Below are 26,859 nucleotides of genomic sequence, written 5' to 3'. Positions count from 1 at the left end.
TAGGATAAATTCAATCTAAGTATTTGTATTATAGTTTATCTAGTGAAATTTGCTTTGCATCAGGAACAATTTGCACGTAAACATTTACACCAAGTGCCATAAGTTCTTTAAATGCATCTTTTTCTTCTTCTGAAACTGAAATATTTTTATAGAATTGTTTTCTTCCTTGTTTTGCGCCCATTCCTCCAAGATTTAATTCTTTTATTCCTACTCCAGCTTTTACAAGAGTAAGAATAGGCATTGGAGTCTTAACTAAAACGATTACTCTTTCTCCATCATCATCTTTATTTAAAGCATTAATCGCATCATTTACTCCATATATTTCAACTTTAATTGAAGATGGAGCTGCTGATTTTAAAACCATTTCCATAAATGAATCTTGTGCTACTGCATCATCTATTACTATTATTTTAGTTGCCTTTGTTATTTTAGACCAAGCTGTTGCTACTTGACCATGTATTAATCTATCATCTATTCTTGTTAAAACTATATTTAACATATTTACCCTCTCCTTTTTACCTACTTGATTGTTGTAATAATTCCATTTCCTTAAATAATTCTTTAATTCCTGTTAATCCTGTTTCAATACAATGATTAGCTAAATCATCTAATTCATAAATTTCTCTCATTGTAATTGCTTCAAGTAACATTGGTAAATTAACACCTGTTATACATCTAAAATTAATATCTGATAACTTACTCGAATTTAGAGCAACTACATTGTAAGGACTTCCTCCCATAAGGTCTACTAGTACTAAAACTCCATCGCCATCTTCTAAAGTTTCGATTGATTCTTTAACCTTATCGCCTAATATCTCAACACTATCTCCATGTTGAAGTCCTAAGGTTAAAATTTTCTCTTGTTTTCCTACAATAAGTTCTGCACTCTTTAATATTTCTTCTGAAAATTTTCCATGAGTTACTAATAAAATTCCTACCATTATGCCTTCACCTCCTTGGCCTTTCTTATACTTATTTATTAAGCAAGTTCCTTGCCAAATAATTAATATAATGTGTCTCATAAATGATATTTTATAACAAATATATCCCTAAACCCAGTAGTTTTAATGTTTAAAAGAAAAAATATAAATTACTTTTTTAATAAAAAAATTTTAAAAGATTAAAATATAATCAATTATATATATTTTTTGTTTATCACTATCATATGTGTATTAAATGTGTATTTAACGTGTATTTAAAAAAAACTAAATGTAAATACACATTTAGTTTTTTATATGTCTAAGGTATTCAATTCTTCTAATATAAATTAAACAATTATTAATATTGTAGTATAATATCAAACTGTTATTGAGATTTGTTTTTTATAATACTAATAATTAATCCCACCTTAAAATATAAAATAAGATTAATATAACCTTTATATTTCTGTTATGTTAAAGCTAATATCAAGCATTTCTACTATATAAGCTAATTCTGAATCTGGAATTAAAATTCCAAATATCTCCTCAACTAATTCAAAATTATTTTTTACAATATTAAAAAGCTTACCTTTGCTAGTTTTTATTGTTAAAAACTTCTTATAAGGTAATGATTCATTTCTTATAACTCTTTCTATCATACATGAACAGTGAAATAAAAATTTTATATACAAACTATCATCAATTTTATTATTACACTCCCGAGCTATCTTTTCTAAAACTTGATTTAATGTTTCTGATGCCTTTTGGACATTTAAAAATGTAAGTGCTTCTTCTAGTATTTTTATAATGTGTTTTTTCCAATTTATATTTTCATAGTTAGCTCCAACTCTTAAATTGTCTGAATTTATTTTTTCTGTATTTACTTTTACTCTTCCTCCAATTAAAGAACTAACACTTTCTATATTATTTACTAACATATCCATACTTATGTTAGAAGTCATAGCTTTTCTTGCAGCTTCAATAACCATTGGTGTACTAACCATTTTTATTGTTCTTGTTTCTATTCCTGTTTTTTCTGTAATTACATCTCCAAATGTACCTAAAGAGCCCATGTCAACTAATAATAAAATTCCACTTCCCTTATCTATTTTACGAGCTATATCAATAGATCTTTCTAAAGTAACCTCAACCTTTTCTTCTAGAGGCATATCTAATGCATGTAAACAATCATATCCTAAAAGTGTTTTTGCTACATCAACCATATTAGTCGCAGTTCCATATCCATGTGCAATAACTAAAACTTGAATATTTCCATGGTCTTTTTTAGTATTTACAGAGTGTAATAACATAGTTATGAATGCTAATTCATCATTAGGTATTTTTACAAAAAATTTATCTTCAATTTTAGATTTTATTAATGATGCAACATAGTATTCTTGAGCATAATTTTTATAATTGTCTTCAGATTTTGGATATATAACTAAATTTCCTGTTCTTAATCTTTCCAAAAGTGTTTCTACATGTAACGCTAAACTATATATTAATTTTGTATCTATATTATTAATACAAAAATCTTTATTTTCTATAAACGACTCCTTAATAATATCAACAATTTCAGGCGTTACTATTTTTGATAATACTTCTTTATCCAGTCTTAAATCTTCAGATTTTTCTATAGATGATGAATTATTAAATCTATATTGAATCTGATTAACTATATTTTCCCTAATTTGTTTTATAGATAATCCATCTGCATAGAATTTTTGAGCTTTTTGTAACATTAAATCATAAAAATCTTCTTCTGTATTATTATTTTCATAAACTAATAAACTATTTAAATTATCTTCTAATTCTTCACTTAAACCATTAAATGTTATTGACTCGAAATCGTTTAAATTGAAATATTTACTTAATTCTTGTCTTTTATCTTCAATTGCAAATAGCCCTTCTTTAAATTTCTGAGAAAGTTGAGATAACTTTACATAAACACATTCATGTTCTTCTGTAATATATTCGACAAATGCATTTGCACAAATAAGTTGAATATCATTCTTTAACTGTCCTATATTACCTGGACATTTGTAAAGTAATAATACTTTTAATACTTCTTTTGATACCTTTAATGGAGCCTTAATTTTTATAGACTCGTTTTTAAAAAATTGACAAATAAGTTCCATACGCTCTTTTAAAGAACGATCACCTAAACTTGGAAGACTAATTGTTACTGGAATTCTTCTTAAAAATGTCCCTAAAATAGATGATTTTGGGTCTTCTGTTGTAGCTGCTATAAATAGTATGTTAGCTTTTCGTGTATTTTCGGATTCCCCTAATCTTCTATAGCTTCCTCTGTCCATTAATGAAAATAGCATTTCCTGTCCTTCTGGCGATAAACGATGTACTTCATCTAAGAATAATATTCCTCCATCAGCCTGATCTACTAATCCTTTTTTTTCAGAGCTTGCCCCAGTAAATGCACCTTTTACATGTCCAAATAAATGTGACAGTAAAAGCTGAGAATTTTCTGCATAATCAGCACAATTGAATATGATATATGGAGAATTCTTTGTAAGTTTTCCTGCTTCTATTGCATATATGTACATAGCTTCAGCAAAAGTAGTTTTTCCAACACCCGTTGGACCTATTAATAGTGTATGTAATCCATTAGGTGGGTATAGTATGGTTGCTTTTGCTTGTTTAATTTGCGATTTTAATGAATCTTCGCTACCAATTATACTTTTAAATATAGTTTTTTTATAATTAGAAATTTTCTCCTTGTTTTTTTCCAATTCTTCATTACTTTTTATATCTTTATTTTCTTTGTTTTCCTTTATGTTCACTTCTTTTATTAACATTTTGTGCAAATCACTATATTGAGTTATTACTGCTTCTCTTATAGTTATACCAAACTTTAATTCCAAACAAATCTTATCCATATATAATACAGGCTTACCCTGAATTTTAACTGCCATTCCTTCAGTTACAAGACAATTTAACTCCTTACTTACATTATTTCTAGATATGCTTAACTCTTTAGCAATATAACTAGCTTCAAATCCTATCTTTTCTTCTAAAACTTTATCAAAATCTATTGTTCTGGTAAGGTTTTGTAATTTTTCATATACACGTTCTTTTCTATTTAATTTATTCTTTGGTCCATAATTATCAAACACTGCTACATCTCCTTTTTACTATAATTTATATCTAAATAATATAAATTATTAGATAACGTTTTCTCAGTTTTGAATAAAAGGAATCCCCCCCATCTATAGCAGATTTATTCTATAATAAAAGACACTTCCCCTAGTTTATCCCATTTTACTATAGAAAGTGTCTCAGTTTATACTATTTGAATATTATTAAAAGGATAGATTGTCTCTATCCTTTTTTAAGTTAAATTCAGACTTAAAGCTAATGATTTATCAACCTTTTTCATATCAACATCTGTCATATGTCCTATTTTCTCTTTTAGTCTTCTTTTATCTAAAGTTCTTATTTGTTCTAATAATACAACTGAATCTCTATTTAACCCATACTCTTCTGACGAAATTTCAACATGAGTTGGTAATTTCGCTTTATTAATTTGAGATGTTATTGCTGCCACAATAACTGTAGGACTATATCTATTTCCTATATCATTTTGTATTATAATGACGGGACGTATCCCCCCTTGTTCTGACCCTATAACAGGACTTAAATCTGCATAAAATATATCTCCTCTTTTTACTACCATAGTTGCCATTTAAATAATCACACTCCGCAAAGCCATGCCTCATACTCATTAAAATCATTTAATAGCTTTTCAAACCCAACCATAGAAAGTTCTAAATTAATTTCAGCCATTTCTTTATAACCATTTATCATCCAGTTTTCAAAATCCGCTGAATTTTCCTTATCAATATATACTATTACTGAATCGTCTATAAATTCACTACTTTTTTCATTTTTAATTTCTTTTTTATTATTTATTTTTTTACTTTCAAAACACGACATAATTTCGCCTCCATAGTAATAAACGTCCTATGTATATACTTATTATATTGCAAATTATGTCAATATGTCAAAGCTTTTGTCCTTTTTCGGTAATATTATATATATTTTTTTGTATTATGGCTTTTTAAAGCTTAATCTAATTCAGTATTAGCTCATTTTATAGTCTATTATTTTAACAAATAATAATCATAAGATTTTATTTTTAATGGATTTTCATCCATGATTGTTATATGTATCTTTAGGTGTTCTCTGGTTGTTCTATACTATTTTTTAATGTTAATCATGGCCTAATAATTTATTTTTTACTTATAATTAAAGATTTAAATATAGTAGGTGCAATATAATTTGCATCTTGAGCATAAGCTTGTCTATTTGCATCACTTGATTTAAACGTTATCTTAAATAAAACTATAGATAAAATTTTAAATCATTGCTCAAACTATTTTAGTCTTTTTCATCATATGTAAATATATAAGTTCCAATAAAGTTTGTTCATTAATACACATCTTAGAATATTTATAAATAATCTTACTTACCAGTATAGTGAGGAACTTATATAGAAAATTTATGATATATATGATTCTAAGTTGATATTGTTAATCAAAGATATAACTTTCTATAAAAATTATATAAAAGATTATAAATGTATTAACTTAATTAGAATATATATAAATAACATTTAAAATAGTTCATCGCTTAGATTCTTCTCTATTTTAAAATCCTTATATATTATTGTAATTCTTTCCTTTCCTTTATCATCAAATATCTTTAATAATATTGGAGATTTTGTCTTTTTATCAATGTAAAACTTTCCTTTATTAAAATGTTTATTATTAAGGTTATATTCTAAATTAACCTCTAAATAGTTTCCATCACCCCATTCCTTAGTGCCCTCTTTTATATCTTCTGATAGCTTATTTGATAATATATTATCTATTAATGCTAACGGATAAACAACATCTATATCATTATCAAGGATAAATTCATCCCCTTCTTGTGATTTAACATGTATTTCTCCTGCATTATAAACTTTTATATGATTTTTTTCTTGTCCAAATTCTATTCTTAACCCTTTATCCTTTTTATAATATTGAGTAGTTTCTTCTTTAAATTCTCCTCTAGAATTCTTAAAAATATATTCAACCCCAGTACTATATGACTTTGTTTCTTTTAAATTATTTATTATTTCTTGATTAGTTGGGCATAAAATATATCTGACTAAAACAATTGAAGAAATAGTGATAACTGGAATAGATAATAAAATTAGAACAATTAAATTTTTCTTTATTGAAAATTTCTTTATTTTCATATAGTCCTCCAAAGATTTATTAGTACATTAATACTATTATGACAATCTTTAGAGTTTTATTCTTAAATTAAACTATTAATTTTTAACGGTAAATTTTCTATAATATCACGAGCATTAATTATATATGAAGTTTTAGATAAGTCTTCTGCTATAGCTCCATGTATATATGCACCTAATAAACTAGCCTTATCTAATTGCATTCCTTGAGAAACTAATGCTGTTATTATTCCAGTAAGTGCGTCTCCCATTCCACCTGAAGCCATTTTGCTGTTTCCAGTTGGATTTATATAAGTATCTGCTCCATTGGAAATTACTGTATTATAACCCTTTAATAGTATAATACTATTATACTCTTTTGAAAGCTTTTTAGCTATTTTTATTCTATTATTTTCAACCTCACTAATTGTTATATTCATAAATCTTGCTAATTCTCCTGGATGTGGAGTCATAATTAATCTTCCACTTAAATATTTCATAAGAGATTTATTTTTTCCTAATAATGTTATGGCATCAGCATCAAATACTATAGGACACGTAGTATTAGTTATTATCTTCTCTATTAATTTTTCTTGTCTTTCACCTATACCTAAACCTGGCCCCATTGCAATAACATCTGCATTTTTTAATAATTCATCTAATTTATCACTCTCTATACTCAAGGTCATAGCTTCTATTAATTTTTCAGATAATATTGGTTGAATTTCCTCTGGACATACTAATGTTGTTAAACCACATCCTGCTCTAACAGCACATTCAGTTGTTATAAAAGCTGCTCCTGTAAATCCAACACTCCCTGCAATAATTACAGCTCTGCCATAATTCCCTTTATGACCATATATTTTTCTTTTAGGTACTAAATCCCTATATTCCTTTTTATTTAATATGTAAAGATTATTGCTATTTTCTTTCTTTACAATATCAGGAATTCCTATTTTTAAAACTTTAACTTCACCTAAGTATTTTATAGCATTATAATTAAGAAAACCTTCTTTTAAAACTTCAAATGTATAGGTAAAATCTGCATTTATAGCAATACCTTCTTCTAATCCCGAATCACAATTTAACCCTGAAGGTACATCTACAGATACAATTAATTTGGAATTTTCATTAATCTTCTTTATTAATAGTTCAAAAACCCCTGTTAATTTTCTATTTAAACCTACTCCAAATATACAATCAACTATTACATTATAATGTTTTATTTTATCAATTAATTCTTTGCCTATATCTTCTTCTTTATTAATTTTTATAATATCCACATTACCTATATTGTTTAATATATTTAAATTAATCATAAAGTCATCTGTATATTTCTCACTTACTCCGATTATCCCAACTTTCACATCTTTTCCTGTACTTATTAGATGCCTTGCAATAGCTAGTCCATCTCCTCCATTATTTCCATGACCACAAAAAATAAAGAAACTTTCCCCTTTATCTCTTATTTCTTCGCACACTGATCTAGCAGCATTTTCCATCAGAACAATACTTGGGATCCCTATATTTTCAATCGTAATTCTATCAATTTCTTTACATTGTTTTGATAGAAAAATCTCCATGTTATAGCACCTCCAATACTACATATGCAATAGCATCTTTATCACTATGAGATATACTTATAAAAATATTAGAATTTTTAACTTTAAATAACTCATATATTTTTTCACTTAGCTTTACAACAGGTTTTCCTAAATCATCTCTTAAAATTTCTATATCTTTTAACCCAAACCCCCTAAAACCAGTCCCTAATGCTTTACTTACTGCTTCTTTACCAGCAAAATTACCTGCAATACTATTTGCATTTAATCCTTTTGTTTCAAAATATTTAATCTCATTTAATGTAAAGAAACGTTTAAGAAAGTTAGGATTACTTTCAACAATCTTTTTTATTCTATGAATTTCTACTATATCAGTGCCAATTCCAATAATCATAATATTACCCCTTTCTGTAATATTATTTTACTATATAATAAATTAAATATATAAGCTCCATTAAAATTTGTTCATTAATATAAATTTTAGAACACTTATAAATATTATGATTTAATTACTATAGTGAGGATCTTATATAGAAAATTTATGATATATATGATTCTAAGTAGATATTGTTAATTAAAGATATAATTTTCTATAAAAATTAAATAAAAGATTATAAATGTATTAACTTAATTAGAACATATATATTCAATTGACACTTAATAATTTCTGTCAATTTATTAATTCACTTTGTTTTCCTATATCAAATTCATACACATGCTCATCAACATATTCTCCTATTATATCTATTAGATGAATTGGTGAAACTTCATTATTGTATAGTTTCATAAGTATTTTTTTAACCTTATGTCTATGAATAGAAACTAATTCAACTCCATCACTTTGGTAATCGGTATCATCATCTTTAATAGGATTTTGACTTTGTATTTCTATTCCATATCCTATTATTCCTCTATAAATTGATTTAGTAAGCCTATATTTATATTTATAGTTACTATTTTCATTTATAGATGTATACTCTTCTACTATTTCCATAAATAATCACCACACCTTTCCTGATTTATGCCATAAATAAATATTACCACAATAAACTTTTATAAAATGTCAAAGCATGTCCTTCAACTGACTAATTTAAAATTTTTTTATTGACAATAAATTTTGTAAGTTGATATTTACTTTACATATTTAAGTCATATTAAGTTTATATATGTACTATTTGTCGAAAATTTTTTTCCTAAAAATAAAAAAAAGAGCCTTAGCTCCTTTTCTTTTTCCCATTTAAACCCTATAAATCTTTTTTATAACCATAATTGAAAAACGTTTTGATTATCGTTTACATATATTATAACACATATAGCTAATATTTCAATAACTGTAATATTTTAAATCGAACTATTTATAAAAAAATTGCTATTTAATCTCTAAAAATTACAATAAAATTTATTAAAATCAATAATGTTTTATAAAACCCTTATAAATTCTTTAAATATATATTTAGAATTATATCCCAATTTTTTTAGAATTATTTCTTTTAACAATTATACTTAAATTTTCTTTAATATATATCTTCTAATTAAGTTAATACATTTATAATCTTTTATATAATTTTTATAGAAAATTATGTCTTCAATTAACAATATCTAGTTACAAGCTTATATCATAAATTTTCTATATAAGTTTCTCACTATACTGGTGAGTTATATTCTAAAATTTATATTAATAAACAAACTTTATTAGAATTTATATATAATTTTTTATCTTAATATATTACTAACTTAATATAAACATAGTATATTAAAATAAATATACTATGTTTTAAAAAGCATTTATATTTAAGTATAATTTTGATATTTAAGATAAATTTACTTTAAATAATCAAAATATTAATATTAACTTAAAACATAGCATAAATATAAGACTATATAAAAATATTTTTATATACTTACCTTAACTCATAATATATCAAAGAAAATTTAAGAATTTAAATTTTCTTTATCAGAATGTTCTGATCTTCTATCTCCTAAGAATTTCAAATCTTCTCCTATAACTTCTGCTATATATTTCTTCTTTCCATCTTTATCTTCATAACTTCCTGTTCTTAATCTTCCACTTATACTTATACTACTTCCTTTTTTCATGTACTTGCATATAACTTCAGCTTTCTTACCCCAGACTATTACAGGTATCAAATCAGCTTTTCTAGTTCCATCTAAACTTTTAAAAGTTCTATCGACTGCAATTATAAACTTAGTATATGCTTTATTATCTCTTTCAGTATACATAAGTTCAGGGTCTTTAATAAATCTTCCTACTAATATTATTTTATTCATTATCTTGCACCTCCTGAATATTTCCTTTAGGAGTATATCCAATTAGTGACTTTCTATTCATTGTTTATATTATTACATTAATATTTCTCTATTCCTTCTTTCATCTAATACGCAATTTATCTCTACCCCTAAAATAAAAATCATAGATATTAAAAATAACCATGTCATTAGTACAAATACAGCACCTAAACTACCATAAAACCTAGAATAATTACTAAAATTATCTATATAAAATGAAAAGCCATATGATGTTATAATCCAACCTATAGTACTAAAGATAGCCCCTGGCATTGCTGTTTTCCACCTCAACTTTTTTGCTGGTGCAAATACATATATAGTAGCAAATATAAATACCATTATTATAATAATGACAGCATATCTAAATAAATTCCAAATTACTATTACAACTTTTTCAAATGGTATAATAGTAGAAAGATAATTTTCAATTACATTACCAAATACTAACATAGCTAATGCTAATATAATTGTTATTGCTAAAGATACTATACTTGTCATGGAAATTATAGCTCTTTTAATATATGATCGGCTTTCCTTAAAGTTGTATGCCTTATTTACACCTTTAATTACTGCTCTAAATCCTGATGATGCACTCCATATAGCCAATAAAATAGAAACTTGTAATAAGCCTGCATGTTGCTGATCAAAAATCTCTATTATTATTGAAGATGTTAAATCATAAATTGCACTAGGAACTACAGCACTTATTCCATCTAATACTTGAACTGAATTTATATTACTAAATCCCATTAATGTTATTAAGAAAATTATAAATGGGAAAAATGATAATAATAAATAATATGCCAATTGTGATGCTAAAGCAAATATATCATCATTATTAATCTTTACAATTAAGTGTATTAATAAATTTAGTTTTCTTCTTATGTTAAATTTTTTATTAGCCATTTAATCACCATTCCCTGTTGTTTAATTCATATTTATAGAATTATGATTTATACATAATATTTATACATTATATATTAAAAAATTTTTCAAAGCTAATATAACATTCTAAATTCTATTTTACAAACTTACTTTTTCATGTGAATTATTTACATATTTAATTTTATATAGAAAAAAATTGGACATCATATTAATGTTTCTGGGTATTTTCATATTGAAAAAACTTTATAAATTAAATATTATTATAAAATACGCATAATAAAAATGAAGTGCAAAAGCACTTCATTTTACTATTTTAGGCACATGAAACAAAATAATAGATCAAAGATGCGTTGTATATTTTGTGTTAGACAAGGAAATAAATTTAGTTAATAGCGATCTATTAGCTAAATTTGCTGACGCAGTATCACACAAAATAGACGAGCATACTGGTTTATTATTTTTTGAATGTGCCTTATATTATTAAGATTTCCCAAATAAATATCCTGAAAATATTAATAATCCAAAACATGCTATATGGAAAGTTATTAATATTTGAGTATATTGGAACCACTTTTCTTTTTTATGAGATTTATAAAATTTAGATTTACGTTGATATATATCAGTAAGAACTAATGCAATTCCTTGATAAAGTCCATATATAATATAGTACCATGTTATCCCATGCCAAAATCCCATTACAAGCATTGTTAATATTTGTCCAAAATGAGAAGCTATTATTCTATTTTTAAATCTTTTCTTTCTCATACTGTTTAGAACAAATCTTGAATATATGTAATCTCCGAACCACTTTGATAATGATATATGCCATCTATTCCAAAATTCTTTCATATCCTTACTAATAAAAGGCTTATTAAAGTTTATTGGTACCTTTATTCCTAAAATATAACCTGTTCCAATTGCAAAATTACTGTATCCTGCAAAATCAAAAAATAGATATAAACTATAAGCATACATATAATTTAAAGAATTTAAAAAAGTTATATCAGTAGAAATTTTATTCATCCATAATGAACTAATAATAGATGCAATAATAAATTTATATAATATTCCTTGTATTATATATTTAATTCCTGGTAATAAATAAGAATTTAAATATTCTTCTCTACTTATTTTAGTTTGTAAATCTTTTTCAAATCTTCTTGATCTATCTACAGGACCTGAACTTAAAGTTGGAAAGAATAAAAAGAAATATAATATTTTAAAAAGGTTAATCTCTTCTATAGCTCCATCATATATTTCTATGATCATTTGTATTGCTTTAAAGTTAAGATATGATAGTCCTAAAAAACCTAGATTAATACCATTAGTTAATCCACTTAACTTACAAATAATCAAAGGTAACATTGAACAAAATAAAGCTATAAAGTATATATATCTATTATCTGTTTTTTTTCTTATTATTGAATATGCCTTAATTAAAACAATTTCCCCTAATAAAAATAAAGGAAATAATTTACCTATTCCCATTATAGCAATTACCATTAATACTGATAATATAAAACCATAATATTTTATAGGCTTTTCAAATATACCTAACAAAATAGCAGGTATTAACGAAATAATTAATACATATAAATAAAAATAATCTCCATATTGAACTAATACCATTTGTTTTTCTCCACTTTTCTATTAAATTATAATTTAATTGTTTAGCTATGTTTTAAAATAATATTAATATATAACTTATTGTTTTTTATTAAAGTAATTAAAAATATTTTCACTTACTTTTAACCAACCTGTTTTTCCCAAATGTTTTGGATCTATTAAAAATCCTTTTTCATATTCATGTTCTCTTAAATCAAGAACTTCTAAATTATAACTTTCAGCCAATTCTTTAACTTTATCATAAAATTGATATCTTTTATCTTTTGTAAGACCTGTATAATCATAAAACCATCCATTAACTGGCATAATTATTACATATGGTTTTATATTAAGTTCTTTACACACACTTAAGAAAAATTTATAATCATCTATTTCTTTTGAATTTACAGGATCCTCATCCTTTGATTGAAGCTTAAGATTGTCTAACTCTTTTTTTAAATTCTTATTATACCACTTATCACTTATATGAAATTCGTTGGTACTCACAGTTTTATTAATCTCATCTTGAGCTTTAGCAGATTCAGCTGCCCAATCTATTGTATACCCATTTGGGGGCGTTCCATCCGGTAAACTTTTAAGCTTTTTATATATTAATGCCTTATCTTTTATATTTAATAAATACTGTTTAGTTTTGTAATAGGGTTCAAATATTAACTTTAATACTTTCTTTGTCGGAGTTGGATTATAGTATAATTTAGCATAAAATGCTTCTGCAGGATTTTTCTTAGCTTTTGTTAATAAAGTTGAAATTCTTCCCGCATAATATTGTTTATTTTCATCACTTATTTTTGGATTTTTCAAAAATTTATAAAACTGAATATCTGAAAAATTCACTGCAAAATTACAAGGTGCTATAGCATTTTCATCTTCAAACCATTGAATTGATGATATAAATGCTACTTTTTGATTTGCTTGTAAATTACCTGATCCTAAATATGTAGCTTGTTGTAAATCCTGTGTATATGGTCTTCCAAAACAACTTACGTCGTATCCGCCTCCTTTAATAGGAAACAAATTCATAGGATTTTGCGCTACATCTATTCCTAGTTCTGATGATCCAATTAAAAACAAATCTCCTTTAGCTGACAATAAGTCTTTAATAATAGCACTTTTATCTTTAACCGCATCACCATAAGCTTTACCAACTAATGAAATATCTTTTGTTTTGCATAGCGTGTCTATCTTTTTATCTAATGATTTATCAATTACTATTGTAAATACAATTGCAAATACTATAGGAATTAAAATACTGAATATTTTCTTCATTCTATAACGACCTCTTGTTATTAAATTTATATATTTGTTCATTAATATATAGGCATCTTATAAATAGCTATTGCTATAATATTCCTGATTTTTAATAATGTCAATATATTAAAGTTACATACTTATACATTTTAATATAATTTTAAAAAATTCCTAAGAATATAATAATAATTATATAAAAAATTTATTATATATATGCTTCTAACTTGATATTATTAATTAAAGATAATATTTTATATAATTTTTATAGAAAATATTATAAATGTAATAACTTAATTAGAACCTCTATATATATTTATCGACTAAAATTTATTTAAACTTATATACCATGTTTAATTTATAGTTATAACTTATGATATACAATATAGTTTTCATTATTTAAGTTTAATCTATATTCTAAATAAATGTTAATGTTTTTAAATATAGCTATATTTTTAATAAATAACTTATTTATATAAGTTCCAGTAACAAAAATAAACTTAAACAAATGGATTTTTAGTTGCATTTATTTAAGTTCATTTTTACTTTGAAATATATACCCAATTAAGGTATCTTAATTAGTTATTTATTTTACGATGCCTAAAACTGACTATATACAAATGGTAAATCTGATTCAGAATAAAAGAAGAAAGCTGTTAATGCAAGTACTAGTACCAATGTAAGTACAGCCCCTCTTCTTAAATCTTTATTTATTAATACACTATTAATTATATTTTTCATCTACCTGCACCCCATAAATTTATAACTATATTTTAAAACATAATCTAATTCATAAATATCAAAGGCAAAAAATAATTTAATATTATCTTTTGCCTATTTAAGACTTAATGCATTCTATAATTTATATATCTTTTCTCTATTATTAACTACATTCTTAGTAGCATTTCTTGTATCATATACAACTTTAGCTCTACTTACTATTTCTTCATAATCATAACAGCTATGATTTGTTGTTACAACAACAATATCACTATCATCTATAACTTCAGACCAATCTACAGAATTGTATACTTTATCTTTGTACTTAGATACTTCACAATATGGATCATTAACTATGATATCAGCACCATTCTTTTCTAATAATTCTATTACTTTAAATGCTGGTGATTCTCTGTAATCATCAATATCATTTTTGTATGCCACTCCTAAAATAAGGACTTTAGCTCCATTAAGTGCTTTTTTATGCTTATTTAAGATCTTCATTACATTGTCTAATACAAATTCAGGCATTGAATCATTTATTTCACCTGAAGTTTCTATTAATCTAGTATGGTAGTCATACTCTTTAGCTTTCCATTCTAAGTAAAATGGGTCTAGTGGTATACAGTGACCACCAAGTCCTGGTCCTGGGTAAAATGGCATAAATCCATATGGTTTAGTTTTAGCTGCATCTATAACTTCCCAAACATCAATTCCCATTCTGTTACATAATATAGCCATTTCATTAGCTAATCCTATATTTATATTTCTGAAGGTATTTTCTAGTATCTTTTCCATTTCAGCTACAGCTGGTGATGATACTGTATGAATTTCACCTTCTAAAATATTTCTATATAATGCAGCTGCAACTTCAGTACAATCTTCGCTACATCCTCCAACAACTTTTGGAGTATTCTTTGTATTAAAGTCCTTATTACCTGGGTCAACTCTTTCTGGTGAAAATGCTAAGAAAAAGTCTTCTCCACATTTTAATCCACTTTCTTCTAAAATAGGTCTTAAAACCTCTTCTGTAGTACCTGGATAAGTAGTACTTTCAAGAACTATCAACATACCTCTATGCATATATTTTGCTACGCTTTTAGTTGATTCTACAACATATGATAAATCTGGTTGTTTGTATAAATCAAGAGGAGTAGGTACACAAATACAAATAGTATCTACATCTTTTACAAAGCTAAAATCAGTAGTAGCTCTTAAAACTTTTTGATCTACTAACATCTTTAACTTTTCATCTACTACATCACCTATGTAATTATTTCCTTCATTAACCATTTGAACTTTTTGATCTTGAACGTCAAATCCGATAGTCTCATATCCAGCACTTGCTTTTTCTACTGCTAATGGTAATCCAACATATCCAAGTCCAACTACACCAACTTTAGCAGTCTTATTATTTATTTTTTCTAATAATTGTTGCTTTAACATTGACATTTTGTACCTCCTAAGTTTACACACTCTACTTTTTCATCAGATTTAATATATTCACTCTGACAACTAGTGCATACTGCTTTATTATCATTAAAATTTAACTTTTCTCCACATTTACAAACATACCCTGTAACTCTTCCTGGATTTCCAACTACTAATGCGTAATCAGGTATATGTTTAGTAACTACTGCTCCAGCTCCAATTAAAGCATATTTTCCTATATTATGACCACATACAATTGTTACATTTGCGCCAATTGATGCACCCTTACCTATTATAGTTTCTCTATATTCGCTTTTTCTTTCAATAAAACTTCTTGGGTTTACTACATTAGTAAAAACACAAGATGGTCCTAAAAATACATCATCTTCGCAAATAACACCTGTATAAACAGATACATTATTTTGTATTTTTACTCCTTTTCCTAATTTTACCCCTGGTGATATTACTACATTCTGTCCTATATTACACTTTTCCCCTATGAAACAATTACTCATAACATGGGAAAAATGCCATATCTTTGTACCTTCTCCTATTTGAACATTATCATCTACATAACTAGATTCATGTACAAAATATTTATTTTCCATAACTTATCCCTCACCTAATTATTCTTTTATAGATTTAACTATATGATTTATTTGTTCTTCAGTTAATTCTGGATAAACAGGAATTGCAAATGTTCTATGTGAAAGGTATTCTGCAACTGGCATATCTCCTTCTTTGTATCCAAGTCCCTTATATACCTTTTGTAAATGTAAAGGTACTGGATAGTATACCCCTGTTGCTACTCCTTTTTCTTTTAGTTTATTTAATAAAGATTCTCTATCTTCTGATTGTAAAATATACATATGATATACAGGAGAACAATCACCTAATACAGTTGGTATAACCAATTCTGTATCTTTTAAACTTTCATTGTATATTCCAGCAATCTCTCTTCTTCTTTCATTCCATTTATCTATATGTTTTAACTTAACCCTTAAAATTGCTGCTTGAATAGCATCAAGTCTTGTATTAAATCCAATTAAGTAATTATAATACTTTAAAGGATTATATACAGTGTCATTAGCATCACTTGAAGTCTTTTCCACTTCTTCAGTTATGTTATTAAGTAAGTTATAAGCCTTTTGACCATTTTCCCCACTTCCATGAGTTCTTAATGCTCTAGCTATTGTAGCTACATCATCATTATCGGTTACTATAATTCCGCCATCTCCAGCACATCCCAAGTTTTTAGTTGGGAAAAATGAAAAACAAGCAACATCTGATAATGTTCCTATACTTTTTCCTTTATACTTACCTCCAATTGCTTGACAAGCATCTTCTATTACTTTTAAGTTATGTTTTTTTGCTATCTCATTTATTTGATCCATCTTAGCACTTTGCCCAAATATATGAACTGGCATAATAGCCTTTGTGTTTTTAGTAATTTTACTTTCTATTTGTGATGGATCTATATTAAATGTATCTTTTTCTACATCTACAAATACAGGCTTTGCTCCTACAGCTGAAATACTTTCTGCCGTAGCAAAAAAAGTAAATGTTGTAGTTATTACTTCATCACCTTTTCCTATGCCTAAAGATTTTAGTGCTATAACTAATGCATCGGTTCCATTACCTACCGAAATTGCATGCTTAACTCCTACATATTCTGCAAATTCTTTTTCAAATTCTGTTACATTTTTACCCATGATATAATTTGCAGAGGAAAGTACTTCCTTAGTTACCCTATCTAAATCCTCAGCAATAGAATTATATTGAGCTTTTAAATCAATTAATGGAATATTCATTTCCCTCGCTCCTTCAAAACTCAGCTTTTTATATATATTTTTTACAAATATCTATGTAATAAACTAACATGAATATTTTAACATACTTAAATAGATAAATAAACTTTTTTGTTATTGAATATCTTGCTCTGAAATCTTAGCCACATAAAATAAAATAATAGACCAAAGATGTGTTGTATATTTTGTGAATGTGTCTTAATATTATTTAAACATATTGCTTTAAAATTTATTAAAATATTTTATTTACTATTAAATAAAAAAACACTTACTTGAATAAGTATTTTAACTATTTAATACTCATTCAAATAAGTGTTTGTATATATCACTCTGTATGATATTCATTTACTATTTTTTGTACTAATTTTTTAATTGCACTAGCTTCTGCTATTAAGGCTAAAACTAATAAAAATATAGTTATTCTTTCTTCTTCGTTACTTTTTAAATTTAAACCTTTTACTATATCCTGTAATTTTTCCTTATTATCTAATGTTGTAAGTAAATATTCACTTAAACTTTCATGTTGAATTTGTGCAAAAACTTTATATGCATCTTGCCATGAGATTATATCATCATTTCTATCATTTATTTCATTAAATGCTAGACTAAAAACTTTTTTTATTTCTTCTGTTGTTAATACTGGTCTCATATAACTAAGTAATACAAGTTGTGCTAAATGCATTTTCGTGTAACCACGTTTTTTACCATCTTCTGGTTTAGTTATAACTTCACTTTTTATATAATTCTGAACTATATTATTAGTAAATTTTTCATCATCAAATTTATCATTTAAATAATCTATAACTTGAGATAAAAATAAATCATACTTTGGTAGATCTTCATATGAAACTGAATTGTTTTCAGAGATTTTTTTTGCAAGTTCTCTTATATAATTTGAATCAAAATTATTATCCATATTACCCACCTACACTTTCCTTCTATATATTCCTATTAAAGTATATAGTAAGAATAAACTTATTACAAGTTATTTTTAGCATTATATTATCAACTTTATTTTTATTAATCATATACTACTTTAAGGTTTTAGTAAATATTTTTATTCAAAAATTACAGATATTTTTATTTTTTATTTTTCTTTTTTTATTATAAATTTCAAAAAAATAATGTAATTTTAATATTTTTTGGTTAATTGCGACACTAAATATGATTTTATTTGTTATTTTATCCTATTTTTGAAATTCCAATAAATTTATACATTATGGTAATTATTCATATTTGCTAATTATTCCTAATTATTTCGTTTTTTTTTTATTTTATATATGATTGTCCCTCTTAAGCATAGTAATAATGCTATTTACTATAAATTTTATTCCCATATCCTTATTCTTATAAATTATCAAAACTCTATTGACTTTTCTAAAATATGGTAGTATATTTTATTTATAATGTTTTTTAAAGTTGAAATTTGTAACTTATTATACAAAAAATCGAAATATGTATTGACTTTTTATTACATACTTGGTAATATGACAATGTAGAATGTCGAACATTGTAATTAGGAGGAGTTTTTTATGAAATCAACAGGTGTTGTTAGAAGAGTAGACGAATTAGGTAGAATAGTTATTCCAATAGAATTAAGAAGAACTTTAGATATTGCTGAAAAAGATGCATTAGAAATCTATGTAGACGGTGAGCAAATCATCTTAAAGAAATATGAACCAGCTTGTATTTTCTGTGGAGATGCAAGAGACGTTATAAACTATAAAGGTAAAAATGTTTGTACTAACTGTTTAGACGAAATCAAAAATAACAGATAGTATATTGGTTATACTTAGAAATTTAAAGCACCTTTAAAATTTTAAAGGTGCTTTTACTTATATATCAGTTGAAAATTTATACACTTCACTTTTAGGTAACCCTCTATCTTTAGCTACCATCTTAATAGCGTCTTTTTTAGTTATTCCATCATCTATATATTTAACTATATGATCTTTAATAGATAAATCTATCCACTCTTGTTCTTTTTCTTGTTTTATTTCTTCTAGTCTTTTTCCCTCTAAGACTAACACAAACTCTCCACGTGGCCTGTTAACCATAAAATAATTTATAGATTCTTCAATGGTACCCCTATATATTTGTTCATATAACTTAGTTAGCTCTCTGCAAACTGCAATATTTCTATTTCCAAAAGAATCAAGTAAAAAATTTAAAGTATCTAATAGCCTATGAGGTGCTTCATAAAATATTAATGTTTCTTGACTTTGCATAAGTTCATCTTTTATTATATTACGTTCTTTATTTTCTCTTGGTAAAAAACCTCTAAATATAAATTTAGTAGTATCTAGCCCAGAATAAACTAATGCTGTTGTTATTGCAGTTGCTCCAGGTAAAACATGAAATTCAAGTCCTTGTTCAATACATTTTTTTACAATAACACTTCCTGGGTCTGATATTCCTGGTGTTCCTGCATCTGATACTAAAGCTATATTTTTTCCATTTAATAGTCTATCAATAACTTCCTTACTTTTATCTTGTTCATTAAATTTATGATAACTTATTAATGATTTTTTTATATTAAAATGATTTAATAATTTTAATGTTTGCCTTGTATCTTCAGCTGCTATAATATCAACTTCTTCTAATATTTCTAATGCTCTTAATGTTATATCCTTTAAATTACCTATAGGTGTTGGTATTAAATATAATTTTCCATTTTCCATCTTACAGCCTCCCATATATCTCATCTATTTGCTTTGTATAAGATCCATCTTCATTATGCACATATAATGATGGATCCCATTTTAAATAAGCTCCCCCATCTCTTTGCCCCTCTATCAAAACTATATTTGGTGCTTTTCCTGGTTTTGGATAAACCATCTTTACTCTTTTAGGTTCTATTTTATATTTTCTCATTAATGTAAATATATCTGCTAATCTTTCAGGTCTATGAACCATAAAAAGTCTTCCATTATCCTTTAAGAGCGTTTTGGATGCACAAATTACATCTTCTAAATCACATAAGATCTCATGCCTTGCAATAGCAAGCTTATCAGATGGATTAATAATTCCTGCATTATTTAATTTATATGGTGGATTTACAGTAACTATATCAAATTTATTTAATGTTTTTAAAAACTCTATGTTTTTTAAATCCTCATTTACAAAGTTTATTTTATGTTCTAATGAATTTAATATAGTACTTCTTTTAGCCATATCTACCATATCTTCTTGAATTTCTAAACCATATATCTCTGTTGGTTTATATTTACCGTATAATAAAAATGGAATTATACCTGTACCTGTACAAAGATCTATTACTCTATGCTTATTTTTAACATTTGCAAAATCTGATAATATTACAGCATCTACTCCAAATTTAAAACCATCTATTTTTTGTATTAATTTTAATCCTTCTAATTGCAAATCATCTATAAGTTCGTTTTTTTCTATATTGGTTAATGTAGTTTTATTCATCTGTTATCTTCCTTTATATGAATTTTCTAACTTATTATATCTTATTGCATTAGTGTAAACAACTTATTAGTATTCTAACCCAATATTAAATTTAAAATTGATAATTCACAATAATGTCTAATTTCTTCTTTAAGATTTCTATCTACATTTTTAACTTAGGTTCACTATAAGTTATCTACAAATCTAATTTTTTACTAATTTAAAAATTACGCTATGTTTTAAGTGAATGTTGATATTTTAGTATAAGAGCAAACTGGCATTAGAATTTGCTTTTTAGAACTCTTAAGTGAAAGTCAAAATTTTATATTTTGTTACTTAAACTTACTCAGCGAATGCACATGAGTCGAGTTTCCTATTTAAGTTCTGTCCATGAGCTTTATACTACAATATCAACACTGTTTTTAAAATATAGCTAAAGATTAAAAAGGCTAGATATTAAATATCTAGCCTAAAAATTTAAATATTATAATATTCTTCTTGCTGCATAGAATTTATATACTGAAGAAACCTTAACTACATCTCCTGTTTGAGGTGCATGAATCATATTTCCTCCACCAACATATATTCCAACATGACCTGCATGAGTAAATATTAAATCACCAGGTTGAAGTTGATCTTGAGATACCGGCGTACCAACATTTATTTGTGAATATGTTGTTCTTGATATATCTGCTCCTGTTGCTTTTGCATATACATATTGAGTAAATCCTGAACAGTCAAAATGATCTGGACCTGTTGCACCATATACATATGATTTTCCTAAATGTTTATATGCTTCATTTAAAACAGCTTGTGCATTTCCTGCAGAAGGAACTGTTACATTTCCAGAAGATGAACCTGAATTACCTCTATTTGGAGCATTATTAGCTGCTGCCGCTGCTGCTTTCTTTGCTTCTTCTTCTTCCTTTTGTGATACTTTAGTCTTTGCAGATTCAATTTTTGAATTAACTTCATCTATAATTGTTGGACTCTTAAGTTGTCCGTCTCTTATACTTCTTAATTGAGAGATTGCTCCTTTTAAATCACCAAGTGAACTACTAGAGCTATCAATAATATTAAATTGTGCTTGAACAACTTGTCTTTCCATTTCTGATAAGTATTCTTGGTCAAACTTTTGCTTTTCTGCCTTTGTTTGTTCAACTAAAGTTTCTTGATCTTTCTTTTTACCATCTAATTCTGATAAACTTTTTTGGACTTCTGCATTAAGCTTATCTATTTCTTTTCTCTTTTCTTCTAAAGAATTTATTTTTTGATTTAATGCATCTTTCTTTCCAATGATATCATTTATTGCTTTTTTATCTTTTCCTAATATTCTACCTAGAGATTCCGCTCTTGTAAAAAATTCACTAGTAGAATTTGATTCAAATAAGAAATTTAAATAACTAAATTCCATATCACCTTGCATGTATACGGCTTTAAGTCTTTCCCCTAGAGCTAAATCTAATTTTTCGATTTCTCCCTTACATCTTTCTATATCTTTAGTAGTGTTATCGATTTGATTATTTATATTACCAATATCTTTCTTATTTTTAGTAACTGTTTGTTCTAATGGTTCTATTTGAGTATTTAAATCATAAATTTTATCTTCAATATTTGCTATATTACGTTCTATCTCTGCATATTTTTGTCTAGTTTCGTTTAATTCTTCATTTCCTGGTGTAGCAAAAGCTGGCATTGAAGTTCCTGCAACAAGCATCGCAGCTAACATCACGGCTAAAACTTTTTTCTTCATCAAATGCCGGTTCTTATGAACCTTCCCTCCTTTATTATCCTTAAATATGTTTACATATTCTTAATTATATCACTTCATATAAGCATGGACAACTTTTCTGCATAAGTAATAGCAAGTATTATTCTAATTTTTTTCCTATATAGTCCTAAATTCCTCACTTTTCTAAATTATGCTATATATTTTTTAATATGTAACCATTTTATATTGATATAATTTTACATCATTAAATAATAAATAATCTATTATATAAACATTAAAAATGAATCGTGCTCATAGCTGGCCTATTAGTCCAATTTGACAATGAGCAGATAACCAAAAGCAATTCTCCAAATTTTATATTTGATTAGCAGAACTTTCACACAGTATAATCTATAATTTTGTGTAAATCACTTACTCAGAAAGCTTATGCGAGCCGAACTTCCTATGATGGAAAATATGCTAGCAAATAGACTTGTTATTTTTTATTGGAACTTATATATGAATAAAATCATAATACTATGATTTTTAATTGCTTGACATAGAATTTAGTAGATATTATAATAAATTGTAGTAGCGGGGTGTGGCGCAGATGGGAGCGCGCGTGGTTTGGGACCATGAGGCCGCAGGTTCAATCCCTGTCACCCCGACCAAATATATATATGAATATACAAATTCATTTTTTATACATTAAATTTAACTTTAATAACATATGTAAAGTTGTAAAGTTTATTTTTTATTAAAATGAATCTTTTTTACTTAAGGGATTACCCTTAAGTTTTTTTATTATCTAAAAATGGAGGGGTTAAATGTTAAATAATATTAAAGCGGCAATATTTGATTTAGATGGGACTTTAGTAGATTCTATGTGGGTTTGGGAGCAAATAGACAAAGATTATCTTAAAGAAAATGGATATCAATTACCTAAAGACTTAAAAAATGAAATTACTCATTTGAGTTTTTATCAAACTGCTGTTTATTTTAAAAATAGATTTAATATTAAAGATTCAACAGAAGATATCATGAACACTTGGCATGATATGGCTTTTAAATATTATGCTAATCACGTTAAATTAAAAGAAGGAGCAAGAGATTTTTTAGACAAGCTTAAAAAATCCGGTATAAAAATTGCACTAGCTACTAGTAATTCCATCCCTTTACTTAAAGCTTGTTTAGAAAACAATGAAGTATTTGATTATTTCGATTCAATTACTACTACAGATGAAACATCCGTAGGAAAAGACAAGCCTGATGTATATTTATTAGCTGCTAAAAAATTAAATATAAGACCTGATAACTGTATTGTATTTGAAGATATTCTTCCTGCAATACATGGTGCAAAAGCTGCTGGCATGAAAGTAATTGCTGTAGAGGACTCTTTGAGTATACATTCAAAAGAAGAGCTTAGTACTCATGCTGATAAATACATAAAATCTTTTTTAGAATTGATATAAGGCACATGAAATATATTGCAACTAATTTATTTAAGCTATAAAATTAAGGCTATGTTTTTAACATAGCCTTAATTAATTTACTATTTTCTTTCAACGCCATACTTAGCAGATAACTCTGTTACCATATCTAAATATTTCTTTTGTTGATTTTGTTCTAAAACTTGTTTTACAACTGCATCTTTAATTTGCTCAAATGGAACAGTAACTTCTTCATTTTTTTGTTCTACTAATATTAAATGATATCCAAATTGAGTCTTAACTGGTTCACTAACAGTTCCTATTTCTAGTGCAAAAGCTGCTTCTTCAAATTCTGGAACCATCATACCTCTACCAAATGAACCTAAATCTCCACCTTGTTCTTTTGATGGACAAGTTGAATATTTCTTTGCTGCTTCTTCAAATGATAATCCATTTTTTATTTCTTCTTTTATATTTTTAGCTTCTTCTTCTGTTTTAACTAATACATGTTTAGCTGATACTGTTGCAGGCTTTACAAATATGTTCTTATTTTCTTCATAATACTTTTTAGCATCTTCATCTGTAACTGTAACATCTGCTAATACTTTATTAATTGATAATTGAGTTAAAGCTTCTTTAGCTAATCCTTCAACCATTTTTTTATATTCATCTGATTTATCTAATCCTATTTCTTGACCAAATTTATGCATTAATTCAAATGCAATTACTTGTTCTACTAATTGCTTTTTACCTTCTTCTCCTTGAAACATAGCTCTTCTTTCAGGAGGATATCTCATTATTATTGAGTCTAAATCCTTATCTGTTATTTCATTTCCAGCAGCTACTGCCCATACCTTATTTTCCATTTAACTTCTCCTTTTATAAAAAAATTTTATATACCTCTATATTTTAACAGTATATATGTTAGCTAACAACCACAAAATCACAATATAACTGTGAGAGCATTTATTTTTTCACATATATTAGTTGTAATACTTTTAAGAAAAATATTACAGCTGATATATTTTCTTTTTTTATAATTAAGGCACATGAAATAAAATAATAGATCAAAGAGGCGTTGTATATTTTGTGTCAGACAAGGAAGTAAATTTAGTTAATAGTAAGCTATTAGCTAAATTTGCTGACGCAGTATCACACAAAATAGCCGAGCATACTGGTCTATTATTTTTTGAATGTGCCTAAATATCCTAAAACATGGTATACTAATTATGGGTGATATTATGTCAGAAATATTAAAAAATGATTGGAAAGATTACATATCAGATGAATTTGAAAAAGAATATTATCTTAAACTAAGAAAAATACTTGCTCATGAGTATAATACTAGAACTATTTATCCAAATATGTATAATATATTTAATGCTTTGCATTATACTCAATTTAAAGATGTAAAAGTTGTTATTTTAGGTCAAGACCCTTATCATGGTCCAAATCAAGCACATGGATTAAGCTTTTCTGTTAATCCTGGTGTAAAAACGCCACCTTCATTACTTAATATATATAAAGAATTAAATAATGATTTAGGGTGCTACATACCTAACAATGGTTACTTAAAAAAATGGGCTGATCAAGGTATACTATTATTAAATGCAGTATTAACAGTTCGAGCAGGTGAAGCTAACTCACATAAAGGGCTAGGCTGGGAAATATTTACTGATAATATTATAAAGTTATTAAATACTAGTGAAAAACCTATTGTTTTTATTCTTTGGGGAAATAATGCTATAAAAAAACAAGAGCTTATAACTAATCCAAAGCATTTCATTATAAAATCAGTTCATCCTAGTCCATTATCTGCCTCTAGAGGTTTCTTTGGTAGTAAACCTTTTTCAAAAACGAATGAATTTTTAATAGATACTAATCAAACTCCAATAGATTGGCAGATTGAAAATATCTAAAAAATGATATGACTTTCTACTCATAAGTAATAAAGTTCTTAAAATCAGTTTTCCTTAAAGTTAAATTGATTCTAAGAACTTTTATTTATATATATTTTAATACTATTTATATTTATCTATAATCCACATAAATACAAATATTGTATATAACTTTAGATCATAATATTATATTTTAAAAAAATCTATGTTCTTTTTCTTTTTATTTTCTTCTACTTTAGAGTAAATTAATGAGCTTACTATTCCTACTACTCCACCAAAAGCAAAATAAAATACTGTATTATCTAAAAGTGCACCTACTACCGTTCCAAGTCCAACACCAATTGCAATTCCTTTAGCTAAGTTTTCACATTCCTTATCACTTAACATTAATTTTTCTAACATAAACTCATCCCCAATCTATTTAAATTTCTATCTATGTATATCATAACCCTTTTACCTTAAGACTTTCTTAACTCAAACTTAATCATTTCTTATTATGGTATTATTATACATTATTTATAAAGCTTCTTTGTTACATATTTGTGTCCTATTTATTACAAAATAGTTTCATTTTTAAATTATAAACTTTATTAGTATATATTTTCTAATTAAGTCAATCCATTTATAAGTTTTTTTAATTCTTATAGAAAGTGAATATCTATATTA

26 protein-coding genes and 1 tRNA gene are annotated in these 26,859 nt (G+C 25.9%); 4 read left to right on the top strand and 23 right to left on the bottom strand.

Going from position 1 to position 26,859, the window contains the following annotated elements; all coding sequences use genetic code 11:
• Window positions 1–28: 28 nt before the first annotated feature.
• The 18 genes from ACYUET_RS16745 to ACYUET_RS16660 form a co-directional block, all read right to left on the bottom strand.
• Window positions 29–499, bottom strand: coding sequence for a PTS system mannose/fructose/N-acetylgalactosamine-transporter subunit IIB (locus tag ACYUET_RS16745; RefSeq protein WP_460281521.1), 471 nt, complete (start codon window positions 497–499; stop codon window positions 29–31).
• Between the two features lie 16 nt (window positions 500–515).
• Window positions 516–941, bottom strand: a complete 426-nt coding sequence (locus tag ACYUET_RS16740; protein ID WP_460281519.1) for a PTS sugar transporter subunit IIA — start codon at window positions 939–941, stop codon at window positions 516–518.
• Between the two features lie 437 nt (window positions 942–1,378).
• Complete coding sequence (locus tag ACYUET_RS16735) at window positions 1,379–4,051, bottom strand: sigma-54-dependent transcriptional regulator (protein WP_460281517.1); 2,673 nt, start codon at window positions 4,049–4,051, stop codon at window positions 1,379–1,381.
• A 215-nt stretch (window positions 4,052–4,266) separates the two neighbouring features.
• A complete protein-coding gene (locus ACYUET_RS16730) occupies window positions 4,267–4,620 on the bottom strand; it encodes a type II toxin-antitoxin system PemK/MazF family toxin (protein ID WP_308462465.1) in 354 nt (117 codons plus the stop codon).
• A gap of 8 nt (window positions 4,621–4,628) precedes the next feature.
• On the bottom strand, window positions 4,629–4,871 hold the full coding sequence (locus ACYUET_RS16725; protein WP_460281515.1) for a hypothetical protein: 243 nt from the start codon (window positions 4,869–4,871) through the stop codon (window positions 4,629–4,631).
• Between the two features lie 679 nt (window positions 4,872–5,550).
• Entirely contained in the window at window positions 5,551–6,180 is a 630-nt protein-coding gene (locus tag ACYUET_RS16720) for a germination lipoprotein GerS-related protein (RefSeq protein ID WP_460281514.1), read from the bottom strand.
• Window positions 6,181–6,242: 62 nt separating this feature from the next.
• Complete coding sequence (locus tag ACYUET_RS16715; protein WP_460281512.1) at window positions 6,243–7,739, bottom strand: NAD(P)H-hydrate dehydratase; 1,497 nt, start codon at window positions 7,737–7,739, stop codon at window positions 6,243–6,245.
• 1 nt (window position 7,740) lies between these two features.
• On the bottom strand, window positions 7,741–8,112 hold the full coding sequence (gene acpS, locus ACYUET_RS16710; RefSeq protein ID WP_460281510.1) for a holo-ACP synthase: 372 nt from the start codon (window positions 8,110–8,112) through the stop codon (window positions 7,741–7,743).
• Between the two features lie 276 nt (window positions 8,113–8,388).
• Window positions 8,389–8,712: a DUF6514 family protein gene (locus ACYUET_RS16705; RefSeq protein WP_460281508.1), complete on the bottom strand. Its 324-nt coding sequence runs from the start codon at window positions 8,710–8,712 to the stop codon at window positions 8,389–8,391.
• A 938-nt stretch (window positions 8,713–9,650) separates the two neighbouring features.
• Window positions 9,651–10,007: a single-stranded DNA-binding protein gene (locus tag ACYUET_RS16700; protein ID WP_460281506.1), complete on the bottom strand. Its 357-nt coding sequence runs from the start codon at window positions 10,005–10,007 to the stop codon at window positions 9,651–9,653.
• 72 nt (window positions 10,008–10,079) lie between these two features.
• Entirely contained in the window at window positions 10,080–10,931 is an 852-nt protein-coding gene (locus ACYUET_RS16695; protein WP_460281504.1) for a YihY/virulence factor BrkB family protein, read from the bottom strand.
• A gap of 459 nt (window positions 10,932–11,390) precedes the next feature.
• Window positions 11,391–12,539: a D-alanyl-lipoteichoic acid biosynthesis protein DltB gene (gene dltB, locus ACYUET_RS16690; RefSeq protein ID WP_460281502.1), complete on the bottom strand. Its 1,149-nt coding sequence runs from the start codon at window positions 12,537–12,539 to the stop codon at window positions 11,391–11,393.
• A gap of 75 nt (window positions 12,540–12,614) precedes the next feature.
• On the bottom strand, window positions 12,615–13,802 hold the full coding sequence (dltD, locus tag ACYUET_RS16685; protein ID WP_460281500.1) for a D-alanyl-lipoteichoic acid biosynthesis protein DltD: 1,188 nt from the start codon (window positions 13,800–13,802) through the stop codon (window positions 12,615–12,617).
• 579 nt (window positions 13,803–14,381) lie between these two features.
• Window positions 14,382–14,522, bottom strand: coding sequence for a hypothetical protein (locus ACYUET_RS16680; protein WP_460281498.1), 141 nt, complete (start codon window positions 14,520–14,522; stop codon window positions 14,382–14,384).
• 114 nt (window positions 14,523–14,636) lie between these two features.
• On the bottom strand, window positions 14,637–15,953 hold the full coding sequence (locus ACYUET_RS16675; RefSeq protein WP_460281496.1) for a nucleotide sugar dehydrogenase: 1,317 nt from the start codon (window positions 15,951–15,953) through the stop codon (window positions 14,637–14,639).
• Complete coding sequence (locus ACYUET_RS16670) at window positions 15,941–16,540, bottom strand: acyltransferase (RefSeq protein WP_460281495.1); 600 nt, start codon at window positions 16,538–16,540, stop codon at window positions 15,941–15,943. The genes ACYUET_RS16675 and ACYUET_RS16670 overlap by 13 nt, the downstream gene beginning before the upstream one ends.
• Window positions 16,541–16,558: 18 nt before the next feature.
• Window positions 16,559–17,743, bottom strand: coding sequence for a DegT/DnrJ/EryC1/StrS family aminotransferase (locus ACYUET_RS16665; protein WP_460281493.1), 1,185 nt, complete (start codon window positions 17,741–17,743; stop codon window positions 16,559–16,561).
• 322 nt (window positions 17,744–18,065) lie between these two features.
• Window positions 18,066–18,656: a DUF1836 domain-containing protein gene (locus tag ACYUET_RS16660; RefSeq protein ID WP_460281491.1), complete on the bottom strand. Its 591-nt coding sequence runs from the start codon at window positions 18,654–18,656 to the stop codon at window positions 18,066–18,068.
• A gap of 616 nt (window positions 18,657–19,272) precedes the next feature.
• Here ACYUET_RS16660 and ACYUET_RS16655 point away from each other — a divergent pair.
• Window positions 19,273–19,518, top strand: a complete 246-nt coding sequence (locus ACYUET_RS16655) for an AbrB/MazE/SpoVT family DNA-binding domain-containing protein (RefSeq protein WP_003369321.1) — start codon at window positions 19,273–19,275, stop codon at window positions 19,516–19,518.
• A gap of 57 nt (window positions 19,519–19,575) precedes the next feature.
• On the opposite strand, the gene rsmI is transcribed toward ACYUET_RS16655, so the two are convergent.
• The 3 genes from rsmI to ACYUET_RS16640 all read right to left on the bottom strand — a co-directional run bounded on the left by rsmI (window position 19,576) and on the right by ACYUET_RS16640 (window position 22,907).
• Window positions 19,576–20,421, bottom strand: a complete 846-nt coding sequence (gene rsmI / locus ACYUET_RS16650) for a 16S rRNA (cytidine(1402)-2'-O)-methyltransferase (RefSeq protein ID WP_460281488.1) — start codon at window positions 20,419–20,421, stop codon at window positions 19,576–19,578.
• A gap of 1 nt (window position 20,422) precedes the next feature.
• A complete protein-coding gene (locus tag ACYUET_RS16645) occupies window positions 20,423–21,175 on the bottom strand; it encodes a tRNA1(Val) (adenine(37)-N6)-methyltransferase (RefSeq protein ID WP_460281486.1) in 753 nt (250 codons plus the stop codon).
• Between the two features lie 463 nt (window positions 21,176–21,638).
• Complete coding sequence (locus ACYUET_RS16640) at window positions 21,639–22,907, bottom strand: C40 family peptidase (RefSeq protein ID WP_460281484.1); 1,269 nt, start codon at window positions 22,905–22,907, stop codon at window positions 21,639–21,641.
• A gap of 553 nt (window positions 22,908–23,460) precedes the next feature.
• On the opposite strand from ACYUET_RS16640, the gene ACYUET_RS16635 reads away from it, so the two are divergent.
• Both ACYUET_RS16635 and ACYUET_RS16630 read left to right on the top strand, forming a co-directional pair.
• Window positions 23,461–23,536, top strand: a tRNA-Pro gene (locus ACYUET_RS16635).
• Window positions 23,537–23,692: 156 nt separating this feature from the next.
• Window positions 23,693–24,337 carry an HAD family hydrolase gene (locus ACYUET_RS16630; protein WP_460281482.1) on the top strand — a complete coding sequence of 215 codons (645 nt, stop codon included), beginning with the start codon at window positions 23,693–23,695 and terminating at the stop codon, window positions 24,335–24,337.
• 80 nt (window positions 24,338–24,417) lie between these two features.
• On the opposite strand, the gene ACYUET_RS16625 is transcribed toward ACYUET_RS16630, so the two are convergent.
• Entirely contained in the window at window positions 24,418–25,161 is a 744-nt protein-coding gene (locus ACYUET_RS16625) for a peptidylprolyl isomerase (RefSeq protein ID WP_460281481.1), read from the bottom strand.
• Between the two features lie 375 nt (window positions 25,162–25,536).
• Between ACYUET_RS16625 and ACYUET_RS16620 the strand changes: the two genes are divergently transcribed.
• Window positions 25,537–26,214: a uracil-DNA glycosylase gene (locus ACYUET_RS16620; RefSeq protein ID WP_460281479.1), complete on the top strand. Its 678-nt coding sequence runs from the start codon at window positions 25,537–25,539 to the stop codon at window positions 26,212–26,214.
• Window positions 26,215–26,379: 165 nt separating this feature from the next.
• Here ACYUET_RS16620 and ACYUET_RS16615 read toward each other — a convergent pair whose 3' ends face one another.
• Window positions 26,380–26,595: a hypothetical protein gene (locus ACYUET_RS16615; RefSeq protein ID WP_460281477.1), complete on the bottom strand. Its 216-nt coding sequence runs from the start codon at window positions 26,593–26,595 to the stop codon at window positions 26,380–26,382.
• Window positions 26,596–26,859 lie beyond the last annotated feature (264 nt).

This window comes from Clostridium sp. CTA-5, from assembly GCF_054768135.1.
Note: the sequence above shows the minus strand (reverse complement) of the source record. Positions and strands in the feature narration are given on the sequence as shown.